Genomic DNA, 24986 nt, shown 5'->3' on the forward strand with positions numbered 1-24986 from the left:
GCCACAACGCCAAGGATGACCATAAGGATGAGCAAGCCCACGTCAATCATTTAGTTCCTCCCACTTGCAACTTGCCGTCAACGAGCAACTTGATTTGCGTTGTAAGTTCAATGAGTGTCTTGTCCACACGTTGAAGGTTTGCACTCAATTCCTTGGTGTTTGCGTCAAGTTTGGAATCGGTGCGGGCTTGCTCAATGGCAAGCTGCTGAATTTGGCGTTCATTGTCCTTTGCTTGGTAGCAACCATAGCCTCCAAGCAAGAGAGCGAGGAGTGCTATGGCAGGGAACAAGCCATATTTCGAAGCGATCTTTGAAAGTGTTTCAAGCATATTGTACATCCGTTTTTGAGTACCGTTGTTTAACACCAAATGAATAAAATTTTAAGCTTGCCGTATCTGGAAGAAAAAAGTTTGTAATTTTGAACTACCTTGCAATCTTTTCTGCAACAAGCAGCACTACCACGGCCACGGAGCCACCTATCATTATGTAAGGCACGAGCTTGTTCAAATCAGTACGCCATTTCCCGAAAGTTGTCATACTGGGCGATGATGGCTGCAGTGACATGGGACAGCTTGTTCTTGTCGGCGAACGCAACCATAGGGGCTACAAGACCATTCCTATCTACCGAGTTACCATGGCAAGTCACCCAATGCTTCACCCCTACGTACCATACGCTCAGTGTCTCGTTGTTAATTACGACAGTCTTGCCAGTCAACCGCATAGAAAACTCGGCAGAGTCATTGTATGTCGGGGTCCAGTACCCACAAAGGCCGAGCTTGTTTTCGTCATCATATTTTTCCACCAGGAAGACGCCCACAGGTTCGCACCCGTATGATGTAGCCACGAGAAACTCGCCATTCCACTGTACTGGGTTGTCGCGCTGTGAACCTGGTGTGAAGTAGTCAAAATATGTACCACCAAGGTAGCCTCCCGTGACTGGCACGGCAATGCCTGCGCTTTTGTCTGCCTGGGATGGCGTATACGAACGCCGATGAACCTTCTTGTCCCAGGCATCGTATACAATACCTTTGCCAAGTTTATCAGTCCTATAGTTATTGTTTGCCAATGCAAACGAGACTGCGCTCCAGTCCTTTGGTGCGAAAGCCCCTGTGAACTGGTTGACAACCCACACGCTTGATGCACCAATGCAGTTTTTTATCAAGTTGTTGCTGGAGTTGTTTTTGTCAAGGTAGTAGTATGGGTAATAGTCGAAATATCGGTTTCCACCGGGTACTACGTCCATATAGTCGACATAGCAGCATATACTCTTGTCTTTCTTGTAGAAGAAAGACTCACTTCGCTTGCTATAGGTATATCCAGGACGACCCCCACCTACATATACGATTTCACCATTGCTCGCTGACATTCCAGTGTTAGGGTCGATGACTCCGTTGCCAACAACTTTGTACTTGTGACCTGGGACAAGGTCCGTGTTGTTTCTCACCATATTGGCAAGTTTTGTGTAGGTCGCGTTCCCCTTGTCTACAACCGAAGGACTCTCCCATTCATCCGAAGATATATTTCCCGAATGCAGTATTTCGGGTTCATAGGTCACAATAGATGGAGTCGTGGACGTGGATTGGACACTCCTCAATGCCCATCCCGTATCGCTCCACAGGTTTGTACACTGTCTCAGGATACAGCCTCGGTCCCCGTTAGTCTTCCAAATCATATTACACCACCACAAAGCCGCAAGGCTTGAATTGCCCGTTTTCTTGGTATATGGGTGTATTTCCTGCACCGACGTCGCCTCCACTCCATTCTGACCATCCGTCAGTATCGTGAAGATGACGCACTCTAATTACGCTACTTTCATCCTCAAAAGCAATCTGCATACCGTAATTTCGAGTCCACGGGATACTTATGACAAACCCGTCTGTAAACGGAGACTTTGTTTTGTCAAAATTTGAACTTTTATCTTCGAAACGATATGCAGCAATATAAGCGGGGCCTACACCTCCAGATGTATCGGACGAAACATTTAGATTAAACTGTTCTGCATGCTTATCTGTAGTAGCGCCAGTAAAAACAAGCTTATCCTTAATTTGAAGCTTGTTCGAACTTCCTCCAATATCGACATCAGTGCTAGTGAGTTTTCCTTTGATGTAATTATCAAAGAACTCTTGCAACGTGTAGTACCATCCATTGCTGAAGTCTCCGTTGGCAACGAACATCTGCTCACCATCTTCGGGTTTGGTGCCATTTATGAGTCCGCGTGCAAGGTTGAGGAACGCCTCCTTCGTAGTAGCCTTGCCTGTTCCGCCTCTTGCGATTGGCAACGTGCCTGCGTTGATGTCGCTGGCATCGTGGTTGTGACTCTTTAGAGCAAACGTGTCCTTCAATTTGGCCCACAAGGTCTGCAGGCCATCAAGGTTGAGGTATTTAGCCATCTTGTAAAACCTCCGCTACGTGGTTAGGTCAATGCGCCGATTTCTTCGTCGGTGATCGCAGTCATCTTCGGCTCGTAGGTGTTGCCCGTGAACTCCTCGGTTGCCACCTTCTTGGAGCCACTATACAGGCATCCGTCAGTACCGACGTAGGCGGTGTCGTGGGAGTAGGTCTGCGGGTTCGCTGCCTGGCTTGTCGCGCCGACCAGGAAAATCTTGGAGCTGGTATCGGTAGAGCCTGCGGTGTTCTTGGTGTCGTGGTCGTTGTCCTGCTGGGTGAACGTGAAGGAGGTGCCGTCAAGACGGGTGGCCGTGAAGGTGGTTCCGTTACGGCTGATGTCCACGATGGGATTGTTGGCCGCACGGTCAGTTCCAAGGAGCTGGTACTGTGTTCCATCGTACATGAGGTACGCGATGTCGCCTGCGCCGATTACGCCAGCCGCGATGGCCGCACCCTTGTTGAAGATTGCCTTCGCGCCCTTGGAGTTGATGTTCAGGGTTGCGTTGGCGTCCACTGCATTGGTGAACTTGACCGCAACCACACCGCCCTTCACAAGTTCGTAGTTGGTGAGGGAGCCAACCTTTGCAGCCGTGCCGGTTGCGGTGCTGCAGGTTGCATAGCCCTGGCCGAGTTTCTCGTTCGTGTATGTGGTGTTGGAGTCGGGTGACCACAGGCCAGCGGAGGTTACGCCGACGATATGGCCCTTGGCGTCACGTTTCAGTCCGGTCACAACCTGGATGAGGCTTCCGCTGGATGCAGTGGGAAGCTGGGTAGCGGAGCCACCGGACGCGTTGATTGCAGCGCTTGTGTCCTCGGCGGGGGTGTAATGGTTGCCGACGCTAGTAACCTTGGTGTCGGTGTTGGGGTTGGCGGGGATCTTGCCGGAGGTTACGGACACCCCTACAACGTGGCCCTTTGCGTCCCTCTTGAGCTGGACACCCTTGACGACGTCGATGGACCATGCAGCGGTCGCTCCAGTGGCACTTGCGGAGAGCTGCGCGTCGGAGTCCTCTGCCGGGGTGTAGTGGTTGCCTACGGATGTCACCTTGGTATCGGTATCGGTGAACACGGCGTTGGACGGGACGCTCTTGCCGATGGTGAGCCCGCTGTCCTTGATCTTCTTGCCGGTGGTGCCGTCGAACACAGCGACGCGTGCATCGGTTGCACTTGCAGGGCCGATGACTACGCCGTCGAGGTTGCCCTGGATGAAGTCCCAGCTTGCGGCGATGGTTGCGTAGTTGTTGGCGGTTGCAGCGGCGGTGTTGTCGGTGTTACAGATGAGCATGTCGCCGATTTCGACGGCCACGCCATCGATGAAGCCCTTGGTGGTGACCTTGTATGTCCATCCCTTGCTTGCCGCAGGGGTCAACGAGCCGTAGCCTCCCGTACCCTTGGCTGCGCCAGCGAGGGTGCCCTTGTAGACCATGGCGTCAGCCTCCGCCATCTTGTCGGAGATGGCCGTGTTGACCCACGCGGTCGTAGCAATCTGCGTGGTGTTCGTGCCAGCGGCGGCTGTGGGAGCGGTAGGCGTGCCAGTCAAGGCAGGGCTTGCAAGGGGGGCCTTTTGGCCAAGGTGAGTGGTAAGGTTTGTGACCTGGCTCTCGCTGATTGCGATGTTGCCATAGGTAACCTTGCCGTCCTGATATCCGGTCACGGTCTTGCTTGCGCTCGGGCTGTTAGCCGTCACTCCGTTGCTGATGAATGTCTTTACTTTGGACCAGAAGGTCTGCAAGCCGGAAAGGTCTAGGTATTTTGCCATGGTTTGTTTTTCCTTTTGTGTTTAAAATTCTACGAGAACAGGGCCTCTATGTCGATGTCAGAGATTGGCTGCGGGTGGTTGGCGAGATATGCCATGGAACCCTCGTCGGTTTCGTTCCAGTCGGTCTGCGGAATCAAGTCGATACGGGCGTTGAGCGCGATGTCCTCCTGGATTCTCGCGTCTGCCTCGGCAGAAATCGCTTCGCTCACTTCCTCGCCTGTAACGAAATCGCCGGTCTTTGCCTCCAGGGCCTCGATAGCCTCGCGAAGCTGGTCGTCGTACAGCTCCCTTGCGTCGGACTCCTTCTTGATCTCGGCGTCCACCTCGTCCTTGGTGTATGCGCCCACCTGGGCTGCGGTCACATTGTGGGGGTTGTCCCGGTCGTTTACGTGGGCGGCGAGTTCTTCGGCAACCTTGGCCACGGACGCGGAGACCTTCTCCACGTCCTGCTTGGTGGCGTAGTCGCCGAGTTCAAGGTGCAGGAAAAGCTCCCATTCGGAGCCGTTGTAGCGGACAAAGTCCCCGGCGACAACATCAAGCCAGTCGGCGTTCTCGTTCCGGATTGTTCCTGAATCAAGGCAGGTCCAAATGTCACCTTCCTTCATATCGTCCATCGCATTGATTTCCGCGATGGTTGCGGAGCCCTTGAATACAATAGCCGATCCCTTGTCAATCGCGGCTGCGATGACCTCTGCGACGTTCTTTAGCGCCTCGTCGCGCGTGACGGGAGGGTCCACCTTGGCGTTTTCATTGCCAACGCGGATAAGCCCCTCGGTCAAGAATTCAACTAAAGATTCGGACATTTATCGCTTTGCTCATTAGGGGTTGAGTTCGGTCCAGCCGCTACCGGTGTACACGTAGAGTTTGAGTACATTGTAGGAGTTATTTGCAAATGCAAAAGAGCCGGTTTGGACGCCGTCTGTCGGAAGCTGGCTTGCGCTGGAGTAAAGGCCGGTAGACCAGCATCCTCTTACCTCTCCGGCTTCTATGACGTCAAACGAGGCGCCGCCTGCGTGCAGCTGGTCAGTCACTTTAAGGGAGTTCTGAATTTCCATTCTACCGGTAACGGCCATATCGTTCTGAACGATGGTCTTGACCTTGGAACGGACCTCTCCGTCCTTGACCACGAATTTTCCGTTAATAACATTAAGAAGGTCGGACACCTTTACAGAAGCTGCTTCAATCTGTGCCGTCTTCACGTGTCCGGAGCCGATTTCCGTGTTTACGGAAGTTCCGTCGGAATTTTCAAAAGCAATACCATTGTCGGAAATTTTAAGACCGTTTCCTTCGGAATCCTTGACTATTACGGACTTGTCTACATTGACGTTTCCCATCACGGACGCGTCGCCTTCAAATGTCACTGAATCGGTAAACGAGAACTTGTTTCCTTCGTTGAAACCAAAGGAAATGCCTGCGGAGCCTTCCGGGTCGTAGATACTGAAGGTTCCTTCGCGGCTATCAATTTCAATGGTATAGCCACCCTTCATCTTGATCTGTCGCAGCAAACCACTAGACATCGCCTGCAGCACAAGTTCCAGGACAGCTCGCAGCACTTGTCCATCATCATTTTCAGACAGAGCCATTCCAGCCTGTTCAACGATGTTGCAAAGCTCTCTCTGGATGGTATTGAACCAGGCAGCATTCAAACGGGTAGCTGGCAGGCCCGATTCCGGGACACCATCAGTAAATTCAGAATTAACAGCAGTATCTGTATCAATTTTATGCATAAGTTACCCCTTTTCTCCATAGGCATACAAACATCTTGTATGAGACGGAATCGATGCATTGATTAACTTTTCAAAAGCAGCCTTTTCCCACCAGCGAAGTGGCTTATTACACTCCGTTTGACAGTTAAAAAATCCCACATCACTCAACGGGATATTCTGCTTAATCATCCAATAAAAGTTGAGGCGTTCCGGAGTATCTTGAACGCCACCAAAACGTTCTGGATTTTTCCAATACTCATAGATTTCAACATCCATACCGAATAGCGCAGCGACCGACTTAAAATACGGAATAGTACAGTCACCCTTTTTACAGGCTTTTCTATAAACTTCAAGTAACCTCTTCTTCGATTGTTCGCTGTCGCTCCCTTCGTATTCAACGCCTTCTTCCGGCAAGCGGTACTCCGATTCAAAAACAGCAACCGAGTCTGTATGTGTAGGCGAAACATTTTTCCTATAAGCCGCTATCAAGCGATAAAGTTCTACAACTGTCCCCGCAATCCCAAGCATCAGACGACTAAATAAACCATCCGAACCTTTGTACCAAGAAAAGCCACGTGGCAAAAGTCCCAACAAAGACTGGCAGACATTCTGTTTAAAATCACTTTCCGGATGGTCAGCCACATTATCCAGAGCCAATCTTTTCGTATCATCCGTCACATCAACTTTTCCAACAAACTCACGATTTGCACCGGAGCCGCCCACATAAAGTTTCAAAATTCCCACTGTTTTGGGGGCCATCACCTGAATAAAACCATCGTCATAGTCATAGACAACAGCTTCGGAATCACCAAACCACGCTTTAGTACTGCCCGAGAAACCAGCTCCGTACACATACACAGAACCGCCCTGCACAACAACTTTACCAGCGTAATTACGAATCAGCATAAGAACTCCAAGTCACTTCGCCATCTACAACAGGCTGTTCATAACCGGACTCTTCAGATTTCGCAAGAGAAAAACCTTGCGTCGAACCGTTAACTTTATACACGGCCACTTCTTCCGCACTGGAGGAAGATTTTAGCTCCGCCGTCAAGGACGAATTTGTGACAAATTCTCCAGGTTTATAATTTCTTAATGCAATGCGCAAAGAATCCATAACAGATTTCTGCACATCGGAATTATTCGGTCTGATCTTGATTTCAAAATTCAAACGTTTTTCCGTACAGGAAACGACTCGAACATCGGCGGTAACAGGCCTTCGGACATCAGCGGTAACATAATCACGAACATCATCAACAACAGTTTCGTTGACCGCAATATGGTCATCATCGCCATAATGAGCCAAAACACAAGTTACAGCGCCGACATGAGGGCAGTTCCGCAGAGGAATGCAACGGGACACTCCTTCAAATCTTTCTGCCCAGTTCTTGTAATCATTATCAGAACCACCGCACGGCTGGTTTCGCTTGAAATTCAAAAGCCGTTCTCGATACTGTTCAACAGTTTCGCCCCAATACTCAACATTTCCGTTGACAAGGACTTCAATCCTAACACCACCAACAAACCCTTGATCATCGACAAAAACGGATTTTTCAACGCCATCGGGCACAATATCCCTAAAATTCAATTCAGTTCCTGCGGAAAGATTCCCGTTTTCGCCAGGTTCAACGGCAACAACACCAATAGGCGTTCCGCCTATCCCTCCGGAAAGAACAACATCGGCAACAACTTCAAATTCTTCGCCAGACGGAGTCGAGAAAATAGTTCCTTGCAAAACTCGTGCAGATACATTTTCCGATCTAACAATCACGCGGCCGCGAGCGTAACCTTCAGGCTTATTGGGCAAATCAAAATCCGCACCATTACTCTGGAGTGTCTCAACATCACAACTTGTCACAAAAGAATTTCGCCACATTTTCTGCAACATAAGCACAACGAGGTATGCCACCGCCGCAAATACACGGGCAATTACCTTCGTTACGCTTTTACGAAGAACAGAACTTTCGCCACCAAAAGCAGACGACATCTTATTTTCGGAAATACGAACAAATTCGTTAAGAGTCGGAACGGAAAAAGCCATCACAAAACCTCATTCCACAACATATTGAACCTGTAGTCTTTAACCTCTTCACCCTTAAGCACGGAAACATCTATATCGAGAGATTCGGCATCACAATGAACATCAACATTGACATCAGAAGCCACACCGTCATCAATCAGCCACTGTAGCGAATTTTTGACATACTGACGGGCAAGCAAGACCGCATTCGCATCACCACGCTTTTGAAAAAGAGTATGAACTAGAGAGCCCCATTTATCACCCTCAAAAGTCGGTTCACCCCACCATCCATCATCCTGAAGTTTTCCGGAGAAACCAGAGACTTTGCGGGCCATGGAACCGATAGACAGAAGCACAGCATTCTTGAGAGACTCACCCATCAGTAAGTCACCATTTTCAAAGCACAGGTCAAAAAAGCCGTCTTTTCTTCGTTCCAGCAGCAAGTCGCTCATAGGAACGAATATAGACAGCAACCATTATGAATTAAATATTTTCGTCACATTAAAATTAAGGACCTTTCGATGGTGATGTCGGGCCAACAGCCGACGGATGAACATGAAGCTGAAGATGTACTGCACCAGTATCAACCACAGTTCCTTCGACATCGGCGCAACCTGCAGCAACATCCTCGCAAGCCAAGACGCCTCCGGTCACATTCAAATTCCCTTCAACACGCACCTTGCCGGAACCGTCTTTCGACCGAAGTAATATAGACCCATCCTTTTTCAAGATAATTTCCGAACCGAACGGAGAATGCACGGCAACTTCACCTTCTTCAAGGTCAACATTCATTTCGGAATCTTCACCTCGACAAGCAACAACAGCACCGTTATCTCGAGAACCGCCAACGAACAACGCAATGGCTTTAACATTGCCCTTGGGCTTACTTGTAAAACCATACTGCTGATAAAAGTCAACATCTTCCCTGGATTCACCCGCAAGAAGGTCAATGTCAACGGAGGACCCTTTACAGGCACTTATGACAGCACGGGCTATCATAAGCCTAATCCTTGACTTGATTGGATTAAGAAGTCGATCCATCATTTCTTGGCCTCATACAATGCAGTCTTTTTACGAATGTCGGCCCACGGGTCTGCTTTTCTCTTGACTTTCTTTTTCGGAGGTTGCGAGTAATAATCCTTGCGGACTAATTCCAAATCAACTACGGAACCCGACGAATCGTAGGAGAGTTCAACAGAATTCACCAGAAGAGTCTGCACATTCTTTCCAAAGAAGGCGGGAATCAACACGTCCACAAGAACACCTGGACGCCACAATTTACCATTAGAACGTTTCCACCCAACCATACTGACATTCAGCGTGGTCGAACGGGCAGAACGACTAAGCGCCTCAAACGAAGCTTTCTGATTTGCGGAATCAACAGTGCCGTAACTTTCGTCAACCACCACCAGACAACGATTGCGAGTAATCTCGCCATCAAAGCCTTCGCCACGTCTCTTTGTTTTAGGGTCGCTTGAACAAAGAACAACATAATCGGAATAACGTTCCGAATTGTCAAATGTCACATTCGCAGAAACAACATTCACTCCCTGACGAATAAAATCTTCGGCATAGTCAAAATCATCGTTTACAAGTTTGACAATTCCGTCGCCGGCAGAAGTACAAACGACACATTTCTGTCTGCACACGTCGGAAATAATATCAGCTCCAGTACATCCAGGATCCGGACAAAACTTGGCGATGGTCCCATCCGTCTTAACGCCATTAGACTGAAACAATAGACCAAAGCAATCACACACGGACTTGATGATTTGCTCTGCAGTCTTGTTTTTCCAAGACAGTCCAAATTCCTTCAGAGAACAGTCAACAAGGTCACAAGTCTTTTCACGGCCGCTGATAGAAATGTCATGACTTCCAGAAGAAAACGACGATTCCATCTTGTCTACGAAACCTTCAATAAGCAGCTCCCCGTCAACTTCAATACGGACCTCATCGCCAGGAAACAACACTGGAGAATCAAAGTTATCCGCAACAAACTGACTCAGGTTGAATCCGTTGCACAGCGTCGAAAGCGACAAGCCGACACTTACGGATTTCCACCCTTGAATAGCCACACCATTTCTGATAATTTTAATCATTGCAAAGAACCAAACATCCGTCAGAAGGTTTAATCATTAAAGGGTCGCGATAGCCATTCCGTTCAAAGACTGATTCAACAAGGTCCAGACTCCCATAGACCCCATAAACAATGGACAGAAGATTATTCGTCTCAGGGATGTCAACATCAACTTCATAAGGAATATTGCTCAATCCATCACGAAGGTACTTGAGAGCCGAAGCTTCAAGTTCCTGGGCAACCACATAAAGTTCCGGATCATCCGTTTCGGATAGCATCTTTTCAAACGCATCATACACATCATCCTGGACTTGTTCTGCCTCATCAACACTTGAGAATTCGCATTCAACAAGATTTTCCGCTACAGAAGAAGCTGCCGTCATTCGAACAAGAGAGACCATCGCCATCTTATTCGCAGCGATTTGCGGATGATATCCGTCCACGAACGGAAGCGAAAAAGACATAAGATCAAGGGCGTTCTTTAGAGATTCTTTTTTATCGGCATCAATGCCGAGAATTTCAGCCGACATCGTCACCAGATTCTGAAAGCGAGCTACAAAATCACCCGGAGCAAGAATTATAGCCTGGATGTTAGACTTTATACGGCCAACCATACGAACGTATTCAGCAGCTCGCTGAACAACCTTACGGCAAGAATATGCGGCATCAACCGCCTTATTTGACATTTCGACAGCCTTGTCGAGAATCGACTTTTTCTTTCCAGATGTCTTAAAAGAATCCTGAAATTTCGCTGCAGAAACTTTGCGAAGTTCCCCGGCCTTTTGTCTTGTCTTTCCGGAAAGACTAACCTCGACATTTCTTATCTCGAAATCATTTTCCGGAACAAATGTGACGGATCCAGAAATGTATTCCTGAAGATTGTTGTAAGATAGGTTTACGCCACCTTCGCAACGTGCATTGAACACCCCGAAATACGGATGGACTAATTCGCCTGGACCAGCTTCATTACAAGCCTTCAGGAAATCATTCTTTTTGCTTTCGGCGTCTTCACCAAGAAAGTATATGTTGAAAGAATACTTGGCGACTCCCTTACCGGTATCCTCGTTTACATGATTGTCAGAAAACGGTATGCTGTTGGTCTGGACATTTCGACCACCGCCAGAATAACTGGCCTCTTCAAAGAAAAACGGCACCCCCTTGTAGGATGCAGCGACACACTCAACGGTAGAACCGTTTACCTGGATAGATACTTTCTGTAGAGAGTCGATATAAGCCAAAACAAGCCGCCATGTTTAACGATTTCTTCGTCAAACATACGATTTGCCGTGGCAAAATGCTAGTAAAACGTCACATTTAAAAATGGAATAATGTCTCGAGCAAACCAATCGCCATCCATTGAGGCAGGAAAGCACAAAGACCACTTAAACGACATATAAAAGAAAACAGCCGACGCCATCGCAAAAACAAACAAGAGCACAGTATTTCTTGAAAAGAAATGCACGATTGATGCAAAAACTGCAGACACAATGCTAACAACCATCGGCAACACCAACGGAAGAATCATCATCAAGGCAATTTCAATCAACGTTTTCATATATACCCTATGACAATATATACAAAAACACAAAAGATTGCAATATTTTTAAAAAGAGGGCATGATCATATTTCCATAAAGAACGTCTTTATAACCTTGACGTCTTACTTCAATTGAATCTTGCGGAAACCCCTTAAACAAAACTTCCATTGTTTGCTTGGTATTATTATTGACCGTTTTAGTGGTGCTAGTTTGAAACAAACTTGATTTACCAACACTTTTTTCAGGATTCGCCGCTTCAAACACCATAGAGCCCAAATCATCTTTGCCTATATCCGAAAAATCCGGACCGCCCAAAAATGCGTCAAAAATCTTATTTCCAACCGTACCTATTCCCTTAATAATGTCTCCGACTAGCCCAAGAGAATCCAGCCATTCATTGGTACATTCAACAACAATTTCGAGAGAGTGTATCAAACCATCAAAACTTGTAAAGCTCATTTCAGACCATCTTTCAGATATTTTATCCAACAAAGGTTCAAGAGCTTCGAAGGCAAACAAAACCCATCCTAACGGACCAAGAGCGGTTTTAAACGCCATACCAAACATTTTTACAGCAGGAGTCAAAAACTTGAACGATTTTGTAATCTTAGGAATAAAAGACAAAACTTTTCCTAAAAAATTCAAAACACGAACGCCAACAGGCTTCAGCTTACCAATCAAACGAAATACAAAATTAACAGCAGAAAAAATCAACTTTACCGGCATCCACAAAATTTTGCATATACTCGTAATTATGCCTAACAAAGGCATAACAATTCCGCCAAAAGCAACAGTAATAGTTGGTGCCGCAACTCCAAATCTATCAATCAGTCCACCAATAAAATCTAAAAATCCACCCAAAAAGTCAATTATTTTAGGCATATTTTTCACAAGTGAATCTACGAATCTAGGCACCGACTCCTTAAGCTTATCAAAAGCTTCCAAATACTTTCCACTATTCTTCTGAAATTCTTCAGTCAACGATTCGACCAGTTTAAGAAGCTCAGGAAGAAATTTCATCCCGACACTATTAACAAGAAGATCAAACGTAGCTTTCAATCTTGCCAACGATTGGGCATATTTTTTCGCTTGATCAGCTTGCTCTTTATCCATTAAACCAAATCTTTCACTTTCTTTCATCCATTTTTGAATTGCATCACCACCCTCATTAAGAAGAGCAATCATTTCCACACCAGATTTTCCAAAAATTGATGTAGCTATTTGAATTTTCTGAGACGATGTATACCCAGCATTCTTAAACTTATCAGCCAAATCAACAATCGCCTTTTGAGGAGACATCAAATCTGCTTTTATTTTTTTCGCACTAAGTCCAACTTTAGCAAACGCAACAGAACCTGCAACTGCATTTAATTTCATTTTTTTCAAACTATTGCCAACAGAATCCATTGACACACCAGCAATTTTAGACGCGTACTCTAGTTGTTGATAAACTTTTACGTCTATTCCAAATAAATCAGAATTTCCTTCAATTTCATTTAGTTTCAAAACAGCCTTGTTAAGTTTTGCAACTGCAAAGCCTGCGGCACCAAACACAATGCCAATACTCGTACCAAAATTCGTGAACGATTGCAAAGCATTTTTTGAATTTCTACCAAATTCTCTTACGCCATCTTTCAATGCATTAAAACCACTGACTCGGGCAAGCCTTTTCAGTGAATGTTCAAGTTTATGAACAGGTCTTAAGGCCTGTTCAACGCGCTTGTTAAAAAGCACAAAAGGAGCCGCCGTTTTATCGACAACAGAAATAACAGTCTCAAGAACTTTAGTAGCCATCACTTAATTCCTTTACTTTCAGCTTTGATATAGGCGTCAGCACACTTCGACCAAAAAGAAAGTTCGGCAGCATTCATCCGATAGATTTCAGATGGTTGCATACCGAACTTGAGAGCAAGAACCGCTACATCTCCGGCCCATCCGTTTCGCCAATCCCGAAAAAAGGCGTAATAGCCTCGGCAATGGCAAGAGCATCCGCAATAGGAATGCATGCCACCTTCGGAAGCGGCCAGCCGGTAGCAGCCACAAGCATGGCTCCGGTACGGTCACCATTACCGTTGGCGTTGGCAATACGGATCAAATCGCCTGCATTGTATTCTTCCTTGAGTTCCACGGAATCGACATTTTCGTTGCCGTAGCGGAAAGTTTTCTTAAAGTTGTATTTCATTTTTTCCTCGATTGTGGTTGGTTAAAAAAAAATGGATGAGGAACGTGCCGCAGCTAGATCAATCCTCAAGACTTCGCCACGACACGCTACCCCAACCAAGGAGAATTCTAGGACTTGATTTCGGTTGCGACGTCGCCAGAGAATTCAAAGCTGACTTCGCCTTCGGCACCACTCACACTCAGGTCGCCGGTAAACACGCAGTGAGGGAAACTCACCACCTTGCCATTCGGACAGTTGAGAGTGATTGTAGCATCCTTGGTAGAACGGAGTGCTGCAAGGTCCAGTTCAGAAGTATTGGTAGTAGTTCCAGAAATCTTACTGCCAACAATTTCCAAAGTGGTACCGTGCATCTTGCCATCCTTGCCGCGGATTACAGTACGCTTTTCGCCTCCGATATCATATTCCGGATCGCCTTTCAGCGGGAATTCAATGCCATCGACGTACATGGTGTAAAGACCACCGACATCGTCAAACTGTTCAGCCATCTTTCACCTCCTTACTTGAACTGAATCTTGCTCTTGCAAATCAAGAGCTGATCGATAAGGTCTGCAGGAATGAGGAAGTTCATTGCGGTATCGTCATCAGAATCACGTTCCACGACAACGTTTGCAGCGAACTCTTCGTAGTTCTGGACAAGACCCTTGCTCATCCAATACTTGTAACGGGTAAGAATTTCAGCCTTGCCCAAAGAAGGAGTCATCACAACCTGGCCAGGACCATATTCGTTGCCATCGTCAGCAAGCTTTGCATGGGGGTACTTACCGCCAAGGTAAGCATTCCAATCCCAGCGCAAGAAGCTCAAGGTATGAACCTTTTCGAGCTGCTGATAGCTGGTATCAGAAACATCTGCAGCATTCCGCTTGTAGGTGGTAACGCAGCGCTTGAGGTACACGGTACCGTCATCGCCTGCAGCAAGAAGAGCCACGCCAGACTTGAGCAAGGTATTCGCTTCAGCCATAATCAGACGGTCGTCTGCCTTCGGAGCGACAACTCCATAGACAGGCCAGTTGCTGAGCGGTACAGCAGGGTCATTGAGAGCGCACTGAGCGATGCAGCCAGCAGAAGCAGCCGCAACGACGCAGGGCTGAGACGGAGTCTTCACGAGACCCGGAATGCAAATCAACTGGGAATTGCGTGCGTTACCTGCAGTGGTATACGCAGAGAGGGTACCTGCCACGGAATAGTAAAGAACGCCATCACGCTGGACGGTAGCACCCCAAAGATCATCCAGGAGTTCCTTGATATAGGCAACGCCGCCTGTTTCAGTATTGTCACCACAGCCAACTACAACGGCCTTGAACCATTCGCCGGCGATTTTCGCACCAACGGAAGTTTCGTTGTAAGCAGCGTCCTTTGCGCCTCCGGAAAGTTTTCCGGATTCAGGGAGAGTAACCGTCAAGCCGCCCGGCGTCTTTTCTCCAGCATTGAAGTTCGCGAGAACACTGATGTCGTTACCTGCGGTACCCTTGTTCTTTGCGGTAATAGTTACAACGCCGTTAGACGCAGAAGCCGTTACAGGGAGATTCTTGACTTCATTGATTGCTGTTGCGATGTTGGAAGCCACACCAGGAGTCCCATCAGCATCCTTAGCCTCATCACCGGAGACAACAGTCACGGTCACGGCCTGGCCACCAATCAAAAGGTAAATCGGGGCGGATTCTGTTGCAGTACCGGTTACGGTAATGGAACCAGTTGCAGCGGCACCATCAGACGCATCCTGCAGAGCAAGGCAGTAAAGTTCCATGTTCTTTGCATTCTTGCGGAACGCACGAGCCATAAGAGCAATCTGGGAACCTTCGCCAAACAGGGAATCGGCTTCGGCATCAGAAAAAATCTGGGTCACACCTGTAGGAGCGCCAGCTTTCGTTGCCTGACCAATCAAAAGGTTTTTCCAAGGCATCGGGCCCGCCTTGGCTGCGCGGGAATTGTCAAATTCCGTAGCAAAAATCGGCACGAGATTATTTGCCGGAATTTTCTGGAACTGAATAGACATCAGTCACCCTCCGTATTCTTGTTGATTTTAACCTCAGACACCTTGGCAGTTTTAACTTCTACCAATTCGCCATCAGCAATTCTGCGAGCCACATAGGCGTCAACAGCAATGTTTTCGCCATCGGGCAGAACATTACGACCACGAGCAGGCAGATAAACTGCCAGGCCTACGGCCGGTTTCAAAAAAAGTTTGTTAGCCATTCATCGCCTCACTCTCGTAGTAAACTTTTGCTTGTTTCCGGAACCCTCGCCCATGGAGATTTCGTTATTAGCAGAAATAAATTCATCTGCAGGTCCACCAACAGATATCGTCACATTAAATTCCGTAGAGAACGTAATTCGCTGACAACCTCTGTTCATTTCGCCAAGAGCGGTCAAGTTGTTTTCAATCCCAGTCAGTACAAACCGCTTAGTAAGCCCTCCGAAAAAGCCTTCCTTAGGCATTAGCGGTTGGAGTGCAGCGATAACGGAGTGAGTCATGTCATCGAGCATATCATTGACAGAATCACATTCATCCTGGCAAACAACATCAACAACAACGCTACCAGAGCACTTGTAAGCTTTCGGACTTGTGCGCTGATCATCAAAACTAAAGGAATCTGTATACACAACGGCAAAGGAACCTTCCTCAGGCCAGGCATCATCCTTGCGAGCCTCAAACACATTCTCACCAATGCCATCGATATTGGCATTGATAATCGTATCGATTACCGCATGGCGAAGCTGCTTAATTGCTGACAAAGTTCTTAGAGCCACTTGCACGATCCTTCAGGTAGTAAACCACTACACCGTCTTTCGGGAATTCAACATCCTTAGCCACAACGCGTTTTGCTTCGTGGAATTCATTTTCACCCAAAACAAAAACATCGCCCTTGCAGGGTTTTCCACCTGGCAAAGAGGACGCAGAAACAAAAAGGCGAGGATTATGGGAAATGGCATCCACGCCACCACCCATATTCTCACCTTGCAAAGGAAGTTCATCATACAAGCCGTTCAAGGAATATTCCTTACCGTCTCTCACGAGGGTAACAATCTCCCCGAACTCGTCTTCATTAAAAAACGAGCCGGAAAGATCATCGATGAGGTCATCCTTGAAAGACATTGTTTACACAACCTTACGAGAAATGATTGCGGCACCGTTCATCGGGACAAACAACGGGCTGGATTCTTCTTCAAGAATCTTGGACTTGCCGTTCTTAATCCAGGTGTAAACGTAGGACTGGCAAACATTCAGGGTGCCGTCGGTACCATCTGCGATAGCGCCGTAATGCATCTTGAAGCCAGCACCATTACCAATCATGATAATGGAATCCTTGGGAATCAAGTTCAGATCCTTCTTCTGCTTTTCGTCATAGAAGAATTCATCGTAGGTAACGATGTCCATGCCAAGGATGTGAGCGGCACGAGTAATGCCTTCCGGATCGGTGTCCTTCGGGTCAATTTCGCCGAACATCATGTGACGCTTGTCCATGTATTCCTTGACTGCATCATTCTGAATGAAAGCGTCGAAAGCGTCGTTACCCATGATGGTCAAACCGACATTGCCACCACCATTCTGCGCGACCAGACGTTTCTGGTTCAGAAGATAGAGAATCGGATTGGAACCATTCGCATCAAACTTATCACCAGAAGCTGCGGGAGAAAGGTTTGCAGAAGGGATGTTCAGGTTGATGGTTCGCATCAGATTGTTATCAACCTTAACATCAACCTTACCAGTAGTGATCGCTTCAACAATCTGCTGTTCTTCACGACGTTCGATAGACTGACGAAGTTCGAGAGCGTCATTCATCAAGCTCTGGAACTTAATCTTTTCAGAACTTTCCTGGCCACCATAGGTAACAATACCGTCTGCCTTAGCAGCAGTTTCGACATCGCGCTTGGAAAGATCGCGCCACGGATGCACGGTAGGAGCAGTCACCACAAGGCGTTCAAAGCCATCACGGGCAAGAGCCTTGCCATTTTCGTCATCATCGGCAACATAGGAAGCAATGAGACGGGTCTTCTTATTCTGCTGAAGAATAAGAGTCTTAGTCTTGTGCAGTTCAACAGCGCACATACGGCGAAGGAACTGAGAAGGCTTAAAGTTTTCGCTGGTAAGCTTAGTCAGCTCGTAGCGAGAATCAATATTGAGTTCACCAGACATTCTGTTCTCCTTTCATTAGTCCTTTACGCCGTCAACAGCCTTAAAGAAAAGGCAACGTGCGGCAAGTTCATCCTTAACGGTCTGCACATTGGCACCTTCGCCAATCACAATAGAACCGTCAGCAAAGCAACCTGTGCGGGCAACGAGAGCATAGCCGCCATTAGCACCAGTATTTACATCCGCCATAAGGCGAGCAACCGGTTTAGCATCACCGGCAACAAGCACAAGGCCCTTGTCGGCACCAGCGGAATTCACCGCAAGGATTGCTCCGCGCTTAAGGTTCTGATTGGCCCCGATCTTTACAACTTCGCTGTGAATCGGGAAATCACCTGCGATATCGTTGTCGAAATTGATCTTAGTCGACATTGTTTACCCCTTTTTGTAGAATTTGTTTGCAGCTTCCTTGGCCCAATCGGAATGCTTAGAAGCAGAAGTTTCTTCCTTTTCGCCATCCGGAGTCACGCTGTTTGCGGCAGAGGCACTCTTTTCAAGTGCGGAAATAGCACGATCCTTTTCAGATGCGGCAGACGGAACTGTTTCAGCCTTAGCCTTGAATTCGTCACGTTCAGCAGAAACCTTCTTCAGTTCTTCTGCCTGGGCAACGATCTGCTCCTTAGCTTTGGAGAGAGCGAACTCATTCGCGTCAGCGACGGTCTTAGATTCGTCTTCCATAAAGTTTTTCTTGTCTTCTGCAGAGATTTCAACACCCGCAAAAGCATCTTCGAAGGAAGCAACACGGGCCTTGTAATCGGCAATAGCCTGAGCCTTGACAGCTTCCAGATCAACTTCAGCAGAACCTGCTTCAGTCTTCTTAACGGTAGTGGCCATGACGGCACCTCCATTGTAGTTGCTTCCCTTAGTCATATTTTCACACAAGGCGTCAAGGGAAATAACGCCATCTGCGAGACCAGCCTTTACAGCATCGGCACCGATAAACACGGCACCCTTACCGTAATTGTTGAGTACATCCTGGTAAGTCGTTCCACGGTTACGTGCAACAGTTTCAATGAAAACGCTGGCAAGATCGTTCAGTTCTTTTTTGACAAGAGCCAATCCTTCCGGAGTGTCGGGCGTTGCAGCTTTGTCTGGAGACAGGTCAGAAACAACTACCTGCGTCTTGACCAAATCCTCGCTCCACTTCGAGAAGCAGCACAGTACACCAATAGAACCAAGAGTGCCGTTATCGGCGCAATAAACTTTTTCACAACTGGATCCCAACCAATAGGCAGCAGAACACATCATTCCACCGGTGCGAGCAACAATGCCATACGGCTTTTTACCGCGGGCTTCAAAAATCTTGTTTCCAAGGTCAGCGCATCCGTTCACTTCGCCGCCAGGAGAATTGATGTCGAAGACGATACCTTTGATATCATCATCAGCCATGCACTCTTCAAATGCGGCACGAATGGAATCGTAAGTATCTTCTTCAAACCATTCTGTCAAAGAATCAGAACGATAGCTCAAAGCACCATCAACATGAATAACAGCAATACCATCTTCACGAATTGTCACGCAGTTCTTTTGAGAGCTTTCACCATCAGGTTTGCGATTAGTCCATCCGTTTTCTTCGGAATATTTCCAACCATTAGTTTTAGTAGATGCCAGGATAGAAGCATCTTCGGAGCGCATAGCCCACTTTGTACCGATAAACTTCGCCAAAAAATTCATTCCTATTTTCCTAGTTCAAAGAACTTTCGTTCGTATCATCAGTCGATACAGAGAAACTTTCAGTCTTAGTTACGCTACCAGGTTCGCCAAGACCCTTTGCCTTGCGCATATTCAGTTCCTTTGCAAGTTGGTCTGTAATCACATCGTATTCGCCGCCATTGACCATGGCGCAAGCAGTATCACGGTCCATAAGCTGTTCGTCAATCTGCATCTTGATTGCCTGAGTTTCACGAAGCGGGTCAAGCAAGAATGCTGCATCAGAAATCCAACGGCAGCCACACCACAGCGCACGCTTCATCGGATCATCAAAGAAACCTGGAGCTTCAATTTCACCAACAAGTACAGCCTGGGCCAACCACTTTTCGTATATGGGCTGACAGAAGTCGCTGATAAAATCCTCACGCATACGATTGAATGTCTTACGGCTTTCAAGAACAGCTGCACGAACAGAGTTATAGTTTGATGTATGGAAATTTTTCAGGATAACTTCATAGCTGGCACCAGTAGCGGCACCTGCTTCGCTGAAAATCGATTCCACAAACGGCTGATAGTTTACGTTCGGTCGAGCCGGGTTCAGCAAGTCCGCCTTAAACTTGTTCGGCAAAGACCAAATTCCACCAGGCTTCATGGAAAGTTCAAGTTCGTTCCTTCTTGCAGGAACTTCATTTCCATAGGAATCCACCTGCTGTTCCTCATTGCCACCGCCACCAATACCAGTCATTCCGCTAAGGTCATCAGCTTCTTCGTCATCATTGCTGGTAACAACGGCTGTTACACAGGCACTGACAACAGCGGCCATGAGTTCTGCATCCTGGTATCGTTCCAGTTGCTTCAACTGCATAATCAACGGGGCCAACAAAGGCACACCGCGACGCTGATCTGTGCGATCCACAGAAAGAATGTGGATTACATTCGGATTACCTAAAGCGTCAAATGCAGGAACCCTTACAGTATCCACGTTATCGGTATAACTATCAATACTCCAAGCCGGTCTCGATGTAAAATAATAGGCGGCAGGGGTTCCGTTCTTGTTTGTTTCAACGCCATGTAAAAGAGCGTCGGAATCCATCACTCCAAACGGATTCTGGCAGCGTTCGCTTTCAAGAATCTTAATGCAAAGGCCAAAAGGACTATTCTTGTCGTAGCAAGCCAAACCAAAACTATCACCGCCAATTTTCGCAGACTTGAAAGCAAGATGCTGAAGCTGGGCGAAGGTATTCTTCTTTTCGGCATCACAATTCTTGGAATTTGCCCAAAGTTCAAAAAGGCTCTGGGTATTTTTTGCCCACTTTTCAGCTTCTTCCTGAGTCATTCCAAGACGGTCCGGCATTCTGATATTCGGACGGCACTTGCATCCAGTACCAACAACATTCGTCGTAAAACTTTCAATCATTGCCCGACTGAATGTGTTGTTCTGGAAAAGCTGACGGCTACGGAGCCTTAAAATATCAAGGTCAAGAGCAAGGTCTCTATCCGCAGAACTCGGAAGCGCAACAAAGTTACGCAAAGCCTCGGTAATAACCGAAGCCGCTTTCCAGGCAGTACCTCTAGGACCCATCATACGAGACATTCAAAACCTATACAGGAACGGCAGTAAAAATTTTGGACTTACCCTTCCGAACACCTTTGGCAGCGGCCAAGCGGCTCATCCACAAGTCATAAGTCTTTTGGCAAGACTCAACGGACGCGCGACTCAGGGAACGGCCGCCAATGGAATAGCTCTGGGCTTCCATAGCCTTGAGCAACGCCTTTTCAGCGGCGTCAACCATCTTCTGACAAAGTTCGACGGAGTAAATCTTTTCCACGCCAACAAAATAGACGAAGTACGATGCGATTCAAATAAAATCGTCACATCATTTTTTGCGGACTAAAGAGAATGGTTAAACTTTTAACCTTGATTAACTTTTAGTTTAACCATTTGGTTAAAAAGAGTGTATATTTAGAGCATGAAAAAGCAGAAAAATAAAATCCTCGACATCGTACTGAAGCAGATCACATTCTTCTGCTTGTACTGGGGATTTTACGCCATCGGCTGGCACTACTGCACGACAATTAAAATTGGCAGCGTATCAACTCTATTTTACGACGCTTCTTTTTTCGTACCAGTTTTTTCAACTTTATTCTACTTCGTTTCGGCTATAGCTTTTCAACTGAATATCACTTCGCCGTCTTCACAGCCTTCTGATAAGCAGTCATAAAGTCGCTTTCGATATACTTCTTATAGAAAAATTCTACAATTTTCTGCCAGTTCCAACGAGCTGGCACTTCTACTTTCGGGTACATGGCGTACATCCATTCCAACTTCCTGGATCCCGCAATGTGACGGGCGATAAATTTCACGCCATCGGCACGCTCCATTTCAAATGGTTTGTACTTTGAAATCTTTCTGGCGGTAGGTCTACTTTCGGAGTATTCGCGTCCCTTACGGATTCGCGACTTTTTACCACCATTCTTGGCATCAGCAAGCAAAGCCGATACATAATAACCAGGCTTGATAGCACCCTTCACTGTCATACCTTTGGAGGTAACGCCTTCGCGAGGAACAGGAACAGACTTCCCGGGCTTTGCTACCTTTTCGCCGCCATATTCCTGACGGACCATGAATAGCTTGTCCAGATAAATCCTTGCTGCAGGAACATTCTTATCAGCCTTGTCAATGCGAATCAAGTTCGGAAGCCCCTTGTTTCGCATGGTGAACTTTCGCGGATAATCCTTAATGAGCGCTCGGCGGGAACGGAACGCATTCATGTTCACCGCTTCCTTCATAGCGAACGGCAACTGCTTTTCACGCACATCATCAATTTCCTTTAGGAACTTATTGATGTTGCAAGACACATGGAAATCCATCATAGACTCAACCCCTGATTGATAACTCTGGCAGGCTTCCGCACCATTCTTTGCGCCGGATTCCTGGTAAAAGACATTCCAAGACTAGCCAACTTATCTACATCAAGGCCGGTCAAGTTGATTGCCGCACGGGCGTACACACGACAGTCCAGCGGCTCATTTCGTTCGTAAACCTTCTCATAGGCATAGGTCAAGAAACCGCGGCTCATACGTGACTTTTTCACTTCTGCAGTCAGTTGCCTAAAATGTTCGCCATCGTAATTTTCGCTAATGGGAAAATGGCAAAATCCTGGACCAGGCTTGTCATAGTTCAACACATTGAAGAACCAATCCTTTACGGTATCGGTTCCGACGGTAATGAGTTTTGCATTTTCGGCGCTTGATTTTTTCGTGGATCCCGGACGGCTAATCACCGGACGGTTAGGACCTCGGGCACCTATACTCGCGTAAATTTTTCGCCATTCTCTCTTGGAGCAGTATTTATACACGGCAGAAGTTTTATGGCCACCAGAGTCCACAAGCCCTGCAGCAACATAAAGCTGCTGCCCGTCCGCCTTGCTGTATGGCGCATTCAGGATTCCATCAAGAGTCTCCCAGACTTCTTCCAAGTCAGGGTCTCCGGGAATCATCCAATAGCCAATACTCCAGCTTTCAAGTCCCTTGCCCCATCCTACAATCTCGCATTCAAGACGATCATCCTGAGTGTCGACGCCAGCCGTCAACAGAACAACATCGTCAGGAACCTCACAACCATAATCTTCACATCGAAGTTCAAGGTCCGAATAGTCACGCTTCACCTGGTTGTCTTCATCCCACGCTTCACCCGCAACGTTGTTGGTCCACACCTTCATCTTTTGCGGGTCGCCCTTTGCTTCAAGGAACTCGGAGACAGCTTCTTCCCAGGAATACCACCCCAGCGGACTATAGAACGCACTCAGATGATAACTAGGATACGCCCCGTTTTCGTTTGTCGGGACCCACTGGCCAAGAGCCATCAGTTCAGTCTTACGCCATTCCTGATACTCACCGCCACAATGAGGGCACTTCATGCGAACTGTCCATGGCAAATGATTACCGTTTTCGTCACGGTCCCACACCATGTACCCAAACTTCCACACATGAAGTTCACCGCAATGCGGGCAGGGAACATTGTAATAACGCTGGTCGCCAACTTCAAATTTCTTTGTGATACGGCACTTGCCACGAACCGTAGGGGTACTGTTCCAAAATCTCTTCTTTCTCGGGAAGTTCGTCGTTCGGCGCTTCACCAGGTCGCACGGATCACCTTCGCCATTGCAGTCAAGGGGCCATCCTGAAATTTCATCACAAAGAACAACTTGCAACGGCTTTGAACGCAACTGAGAAGCGGATCCACCTGATCCAAGGAAAAATATACCGCCCGGATATTCCTTGCAGCCAGCAGTATCGTTGGTAAAATACTTATCCATCTTCATGGCCGTAAATGTCGGGGCAAGGCGCTGCCGCTCAAAATCAGCAGCAGCGTCATCCGTAGTCTGATAAAGTCCAATCGGGCACGGACTTTGAAGCATATAATAAAGTGCCGTATTTATCATGCATTCCGTACCGCCAATCTGGGAGCCTTTCATGAAGGCCACATCGGCGCATGGATTCTGCGGGGAAAGCATATCCATGATTTCCACAAGGTAAGGCGTCCTGTCGTTAGTCCACTTACCCTTGGATGCAGAAGCTTCACCGGCAAGCAGGCGCGTTTCAGCAGCCCACTGGCTAATGGTCAAATCCTTTGGTGGCGTAAGCCCTTGAATAATTCCAGCAAGACAAAAAGACACGTTCTCATGCAACACCTGGGAACGTTCCGCCTTTTGTGCCACGGCGCGAGGTTCTGTCAATTCTTCAATCGCCATCAGACAAAGAAATTGTCAACAGTTCTTTCGCTAAGGTCTTTCAGTACGATAATGGATTCCTTGCGGATAATTTCTCCAATCTCATGGTTGGAATCCTTCATGGCCAAACGGAGTTTTTCCGGTTCAATACCGGCATTCGCCAGCTGTTCCTGAAGATGGCCACAAATCTTTGGAGCCAGCTGCACATACATGTTCATGACCTTTTCCTGGATCATGGCGCCCATCTGGTAACCCTTCAGGAATACGGTCTGCTTATCCACAAGACTACCTTCTTTTTCGTCAGCCTTAAGCTTCGCAAGGCGCGCCATGTGGTATTCCTTTTCAGCCCTGGAAACTTCCAGTTCCTGGCGTTCCTGCATGACCGCACCAAAATCCATTCCCTGGATAGGAGCCGAAATAGGTTGAGGGGCCTGCGGATTTTCGCCACCAATCACATGGGCCACGGCCTGGGCATCCATGTTATCGTAACCAGCGGCCATCTGGCCACGAGTTGGAGTAGTAACCTTGCTGCGATCCTTCTTCAGATAGAACTGCTGCGGACTTACAACCTTGTGGTAACATTTCTCGCCGCGTGAATTCCGGAAAGTATCCATTCGCCCAGTCGAAGTGGCCTTAGAAACGGCAGCGCCGGAAACACCCAACTGCTGCGCAATTTGACGCCCATTTACAAGATCATCGTCGCTGTAAGAATGTTGGTGACGCGCATAGTCCATTTTTTAAACCTCGTTTAACCAAAGTTAAACGGAATTAGTTAAAACGAGTTAATAAACGTCACAACAAAAAAG

At 47.4% G+C, this 24986-nt stretch carries 29 protein-coding genes; 1 reads left to right on the forward strand and 28 read right to left on the reverse strand.

The window, feature by feature from the left end:
- Positions 1-46: 46 nt before the first annotated feature.
- The 25 genes from MJZ25_05050 to MJZ25_05170 all read right to left on the reverse strand — a co-directional run bounded on the left by MJZ25_05050 (position 47) and on the right by MJZ25_05170 (position 21276).
- Positions 47-328, reverse strand: coding sequence for a hypothetical protein (locus tag MJZ25_05050; GenBank protein ID MCQ2123536.1), 282 nt, complete (start codon positions 326-328; stop codon positions 47-49).
- Positions 329-507: 179 nt separating this feature from the next.
- Positions 508-1446, reverse strand: coding sequence for a hypothetical protein (locus tag MJZ25_05055; protein ID MCQ2123537.1), 939 nt, complete (start codon positions 1444-1446; stop codon positions 508-510).
- A gap of 226 nt (positions 1447-1672) precedes the next feature.
- Complete coding sequence (locus tag MJZ25_05060; protein ID MCQ2123538.1) at positions 1673-2389, reverse strand: hypothetical protein; 717 nt, start codon at positions 2387-2389, stop codon at positions 1673-1675.
- A 23-nt stretch (positions 2390-2412) separates the two neighbouring features.
- Entirely contained in the window at positions 2413-4146 is a 1734-nt protein-coding gene (locus tag MJZ25_05065; GenBank protein MCQ2123539.1) for a hypothetical protein, read from the reverse strand.
- 29 nt (positions 4147-4175) lie between these two features.
- Complete coding sequence (locus MJZ25_05070; GenBank protein ID MCQ2123540.1) at positions 4176-4949, reverse strand: hypothetical protein; 774 nt, start codon at positions 4947-4949, stop codon at positions 4176-4178.
- Positions 4950-4964: 15 nt separating this feature from the next.
- The gene (locus MJZ25_05075; GenBank protein MCQ2123541.1) at positions 4965-5873 is read right to left on the reverse strand and encodes a hypothetical protein; all 909 of its coding nucleotides are present in this window, start codon (positions 5871-5873) and stop codon (positions 4965-4967) included.
- A gap of 3 nt (positions 5874-5876) precedes the next feature.
- Positions 5877-6758, reverse strand: a complete 882-nt coding sequence (locus MJZ25_05080; GenBank protein MCQ2123542.1) for a DUF2313 domain-containing protein — start codon at positions 6756-6758, stop codon at positions 5877-5879.
- A complete protein-coding gene (locus MJZ25_05085) occupies positions 6745-7893 on the reverse strand; it encodes a baseplate J/gp47 family protein (GenBank protein MCQ2123543.1) in 1149 nt (382 codons plus the stop codon). The genes MJZ25_05080 and MJZ25_05085 overlap by 14 nt, the downstream gene beginning before the upstream one ends.
- Entirely contained in the window at positions 7893-8324 is a 432-nt protein-coding gene (locus tag MJZ25_05090; GenBank protein MCQ2123544.1) for a phage GP46 family protein, read from the reverse strand. Before MJZ25_05090 ends, MJZ25_05085 begins: the two co-directional genes overlap by 1 nt.
- A 55-nt stretch (positions 8325-8379) precedes the next feature.
- The gene (locus tag MJZ25_05095) at positions 8380-8871 is read right to left on the reverse strand and encodes a phage baseplate assembly protein (protein ID MCQ2123545.1); all 492 of its coding nucleotides are present in this window, start codon (positions 8869-8871) and stop codon (positions 8380-8382) included.
- A 41-nt stretch (positions 8872-8912) separates the two neighbouring features.
- Positions 8913-9971 (reverse strand): hypothetical protein, encoded by a 1059-nt coding sequence (locus MJZ25_05100; GenBank protein ID MCQ2123546.1) that lies wholly within the window; start codon positions 9969-9971, stop codon positions 8913-8915.
- Positions 9964-11187 carry a DNA circularization N-terminal domain-containing protein gene (locus MJZ25_05105; protein MCQ2123547.1) on the reverse strand — a complete coding sequence of 408 codons (1224 nt, stop codon included), beginning with the start codon at positions 11185-11187 and terminating at the stop codon, positions 9964-9966. The genes MJZ25_05100 and MJZ25_05105 overlap by 8 nt, the downstream gene beginning before the upstream one ends.
- Positions 11188-11246: 59 nt before the next feature.
- Positions 11247-11504, reverse strand: a complete 258-nt coding sequence (locus tag MJZ25_05110; protein MCQ2123548.1) for a hypothetical protein — start codon at positions 11502-11504, stop codon at positions 11247-11249.
- 48 nt (positions 11505-11552) lie between these two features.
- The gene (locus MJZ25_05115; protein ID MCQ2123549.1) at positions 11553-13280 is read right to left on the reverse strand and encodes a phage tail tape measure protein; all 1728 of its coding nucleotides are present in this window, start codon (positions 13278-13280) and stop codon (positions 11553-11555) included.
- A 124-nt stretch (positions 13281-13404) separates the two neighbouring features.
- Positions 13405-13668, reverse strand: a complete 264-nt coding sequence (locus tag MJZ25_05120; GenBank protein ID MCQ2123550.1) for a hypothetical protein — start codon at positions 13666-13668, stop codon at positions 13405-13407.
- A gap of 107 nt (positions 13669-13775) precedes the next feature.
- Positions 13776-14153 carry a phage tail tube protein gene (locus MJZ25_05125; protein MCQ2123551.1) on the reverse strand — a complete coding sequence of 126 codons (378 nt, stop codon included), beginning with the start codon at positions 14151-14153 and terminating at the stop codon, positions 13776-13778.
- 11 nt (positions 14154-14164) lie between these two features.
- Positions 14165-15661, reverse strand: a complete 1497-nt coding sequence (locus MJZ25_05130; GenBank protein ID MCQ2123552.1) for a phage tail sheath subtilisin-like domain-containing protein — start codon at positions 15659-15661, stop codon at positions 14165-14167.
- The gene (locus tag MJZ25_05135) at positions 15661-15861 is read right to left on the reverse strand and encodes a DUF2635 domain-containing protein (protein ID MCQ2123553.1); all 201 of its coding nucleotides are present in this window, start codon (positions 15859-15861) and stop codon (positions 15661-15663) included. The genes MJZ25_05130 and MJZ25_05135 overlap by 1 nt, the downstream gene beginning before the upstream one ends.
- Positions 15862-16416: a hypothetical protein gene (locus MJZ25_05140; protein ID MCQ2123554.1), complete on the reverse strand. Its 555-nt coding sequence runs from the start codon at positions 16414-16416 to the stop codon at positions 15862-15864. It lies immediately after the preceding gene.
- Entirely contained in the window at positions 16388-16762 is a 375-nt protein-coding gene (locus MJZ25_05145) for a hypothetical protein (protein ID MCQ2123555.1), read from the reverse strand. Before MJZ25_05145 ends, MJZ25_05140 begins: the two co-directional genes overlap by 29 nt.
- A gap of 3 nt (positions 16763-16765) precedes the next feature.
- On the reverse strand, positions 16766-17803 hold the full coding sequence (locus tag MJZ25_05150; protein ID MCQ2123556.1) for a major capsid protein: 1038 nt from the start codon (positions 17801-17803) through the stop codon (positions 16766-16768).
- A 15-nt stretch (positions 17804-17818) separates the two neighbouring features.
- The gene (locus MJZ25_05155) at positions 17819-18169 is read right to left on the reverse strand and encodes a hypothetical protein (GenBank protein ID MCQ2123557.1); all 351 of its coding nucleotides are present in this window, start codon (positions 18167-18169) and stop codon (positions 17819-17821) included.
- 3 nt (positions 18170-18172) lie between these two features.
- Positions 18173-19471: a S49 family peptidase gene (locus MJZ25_05160; GenBank protein ID MCQ2123558.1), complete on the reverse strand. Its 1299-nt coding sequence runs from the start codon at positions 19469-19471 to the stop codon at positions 18173-18175.
- 10 nt (positions 19472-19481) lie between these two features.
- Complete coding sequence (locus tag MJZ25_05165; GenBank protein MCQ2123559.1) at positions 19482-21032, reverse strand: phage portal protein; 1551 nt, start codon at positions 21030-21032, stop codon at positions 19482-19484.
- Between the two features lie 16 nt (positions 21033-21048).
- Entirely contained in the window at positions 21049-21276 is a 228-nt protein-coding gene (locus MJZ25_05170) for a hypothetical protein (protein ID MCQ2123560.1), read from the reverse strand.
- Positions 21277-21417: 141 nt separating this feature from the next.
- Here MJZ25_05170 and MJZ25_05175 point away from each other — a divergent pair, with 141 nt between their 5' ends.
- Entirely contained in the window at positions 21418-21669 is a 252-nt protein-coding gene (locus MJZ25_05175) for a hypothetical protein (protein ID MCQ2123561.1), read from the forward strand.
- Here MJZ25_05175 and MJZ25_05180 read toward each other — a convergent pair.
- From MJZ25_05180 to MJZ25_05190, 3 genes are read right to left on the reverse strand one after another with little or no spacing between them, the layout of a single operon-like run.
- Positions 21629-22321 (reverse strand): hypothetical protein, encoded by a 693-nt coding sequence (locus tag MJZ25_05180; protein ID MCQ2123562.1) that lies wholly within the window; start codon positions 22319-22321, stop codon positions 21629-21631. The genes MJZ25_05175 and MJZ25_05180 overlap by 41 nt on opposite strands.
- Complete coding sequence (locus MJZ25_05185) at positions 22318-24201, reverse strand: phage terminase large subunit family protein (protein MCQ2123563.1); 1884 nt, start codon at positions 24199-24201, stop codon at positions 22318-22320. The genes MJZ25_05180 and MJZ25_05185 overlap by 4 nt, the downstream gene beginning before the upstream one ends.
- Complete coding sequence (locus MJZ25_05190; protein MCQ2123564.1) at positions 24201-24914, reverse strand: hypothetical protein; 714 nt, start codon at positions 24912-24914, stop codon at positions 24201-24203. Before MJZ25_05190 ends, MJZ25_05185 begins: the two co-directional genes overlap by 1 nt.
- Between the last annotated feature and the right edge of the window lie 72 nt (positions 24915-24986).

The organism is Fibrobacter sp., assembly GCA_024399065.1.
In the GTDB taxonomy this organism is placed as follows: domain Bacteria; phylum Fibrobacterota; class Fibrobacteria; order Fibrobacterales; family Fibrobacteraceae; genus Fibrobacter.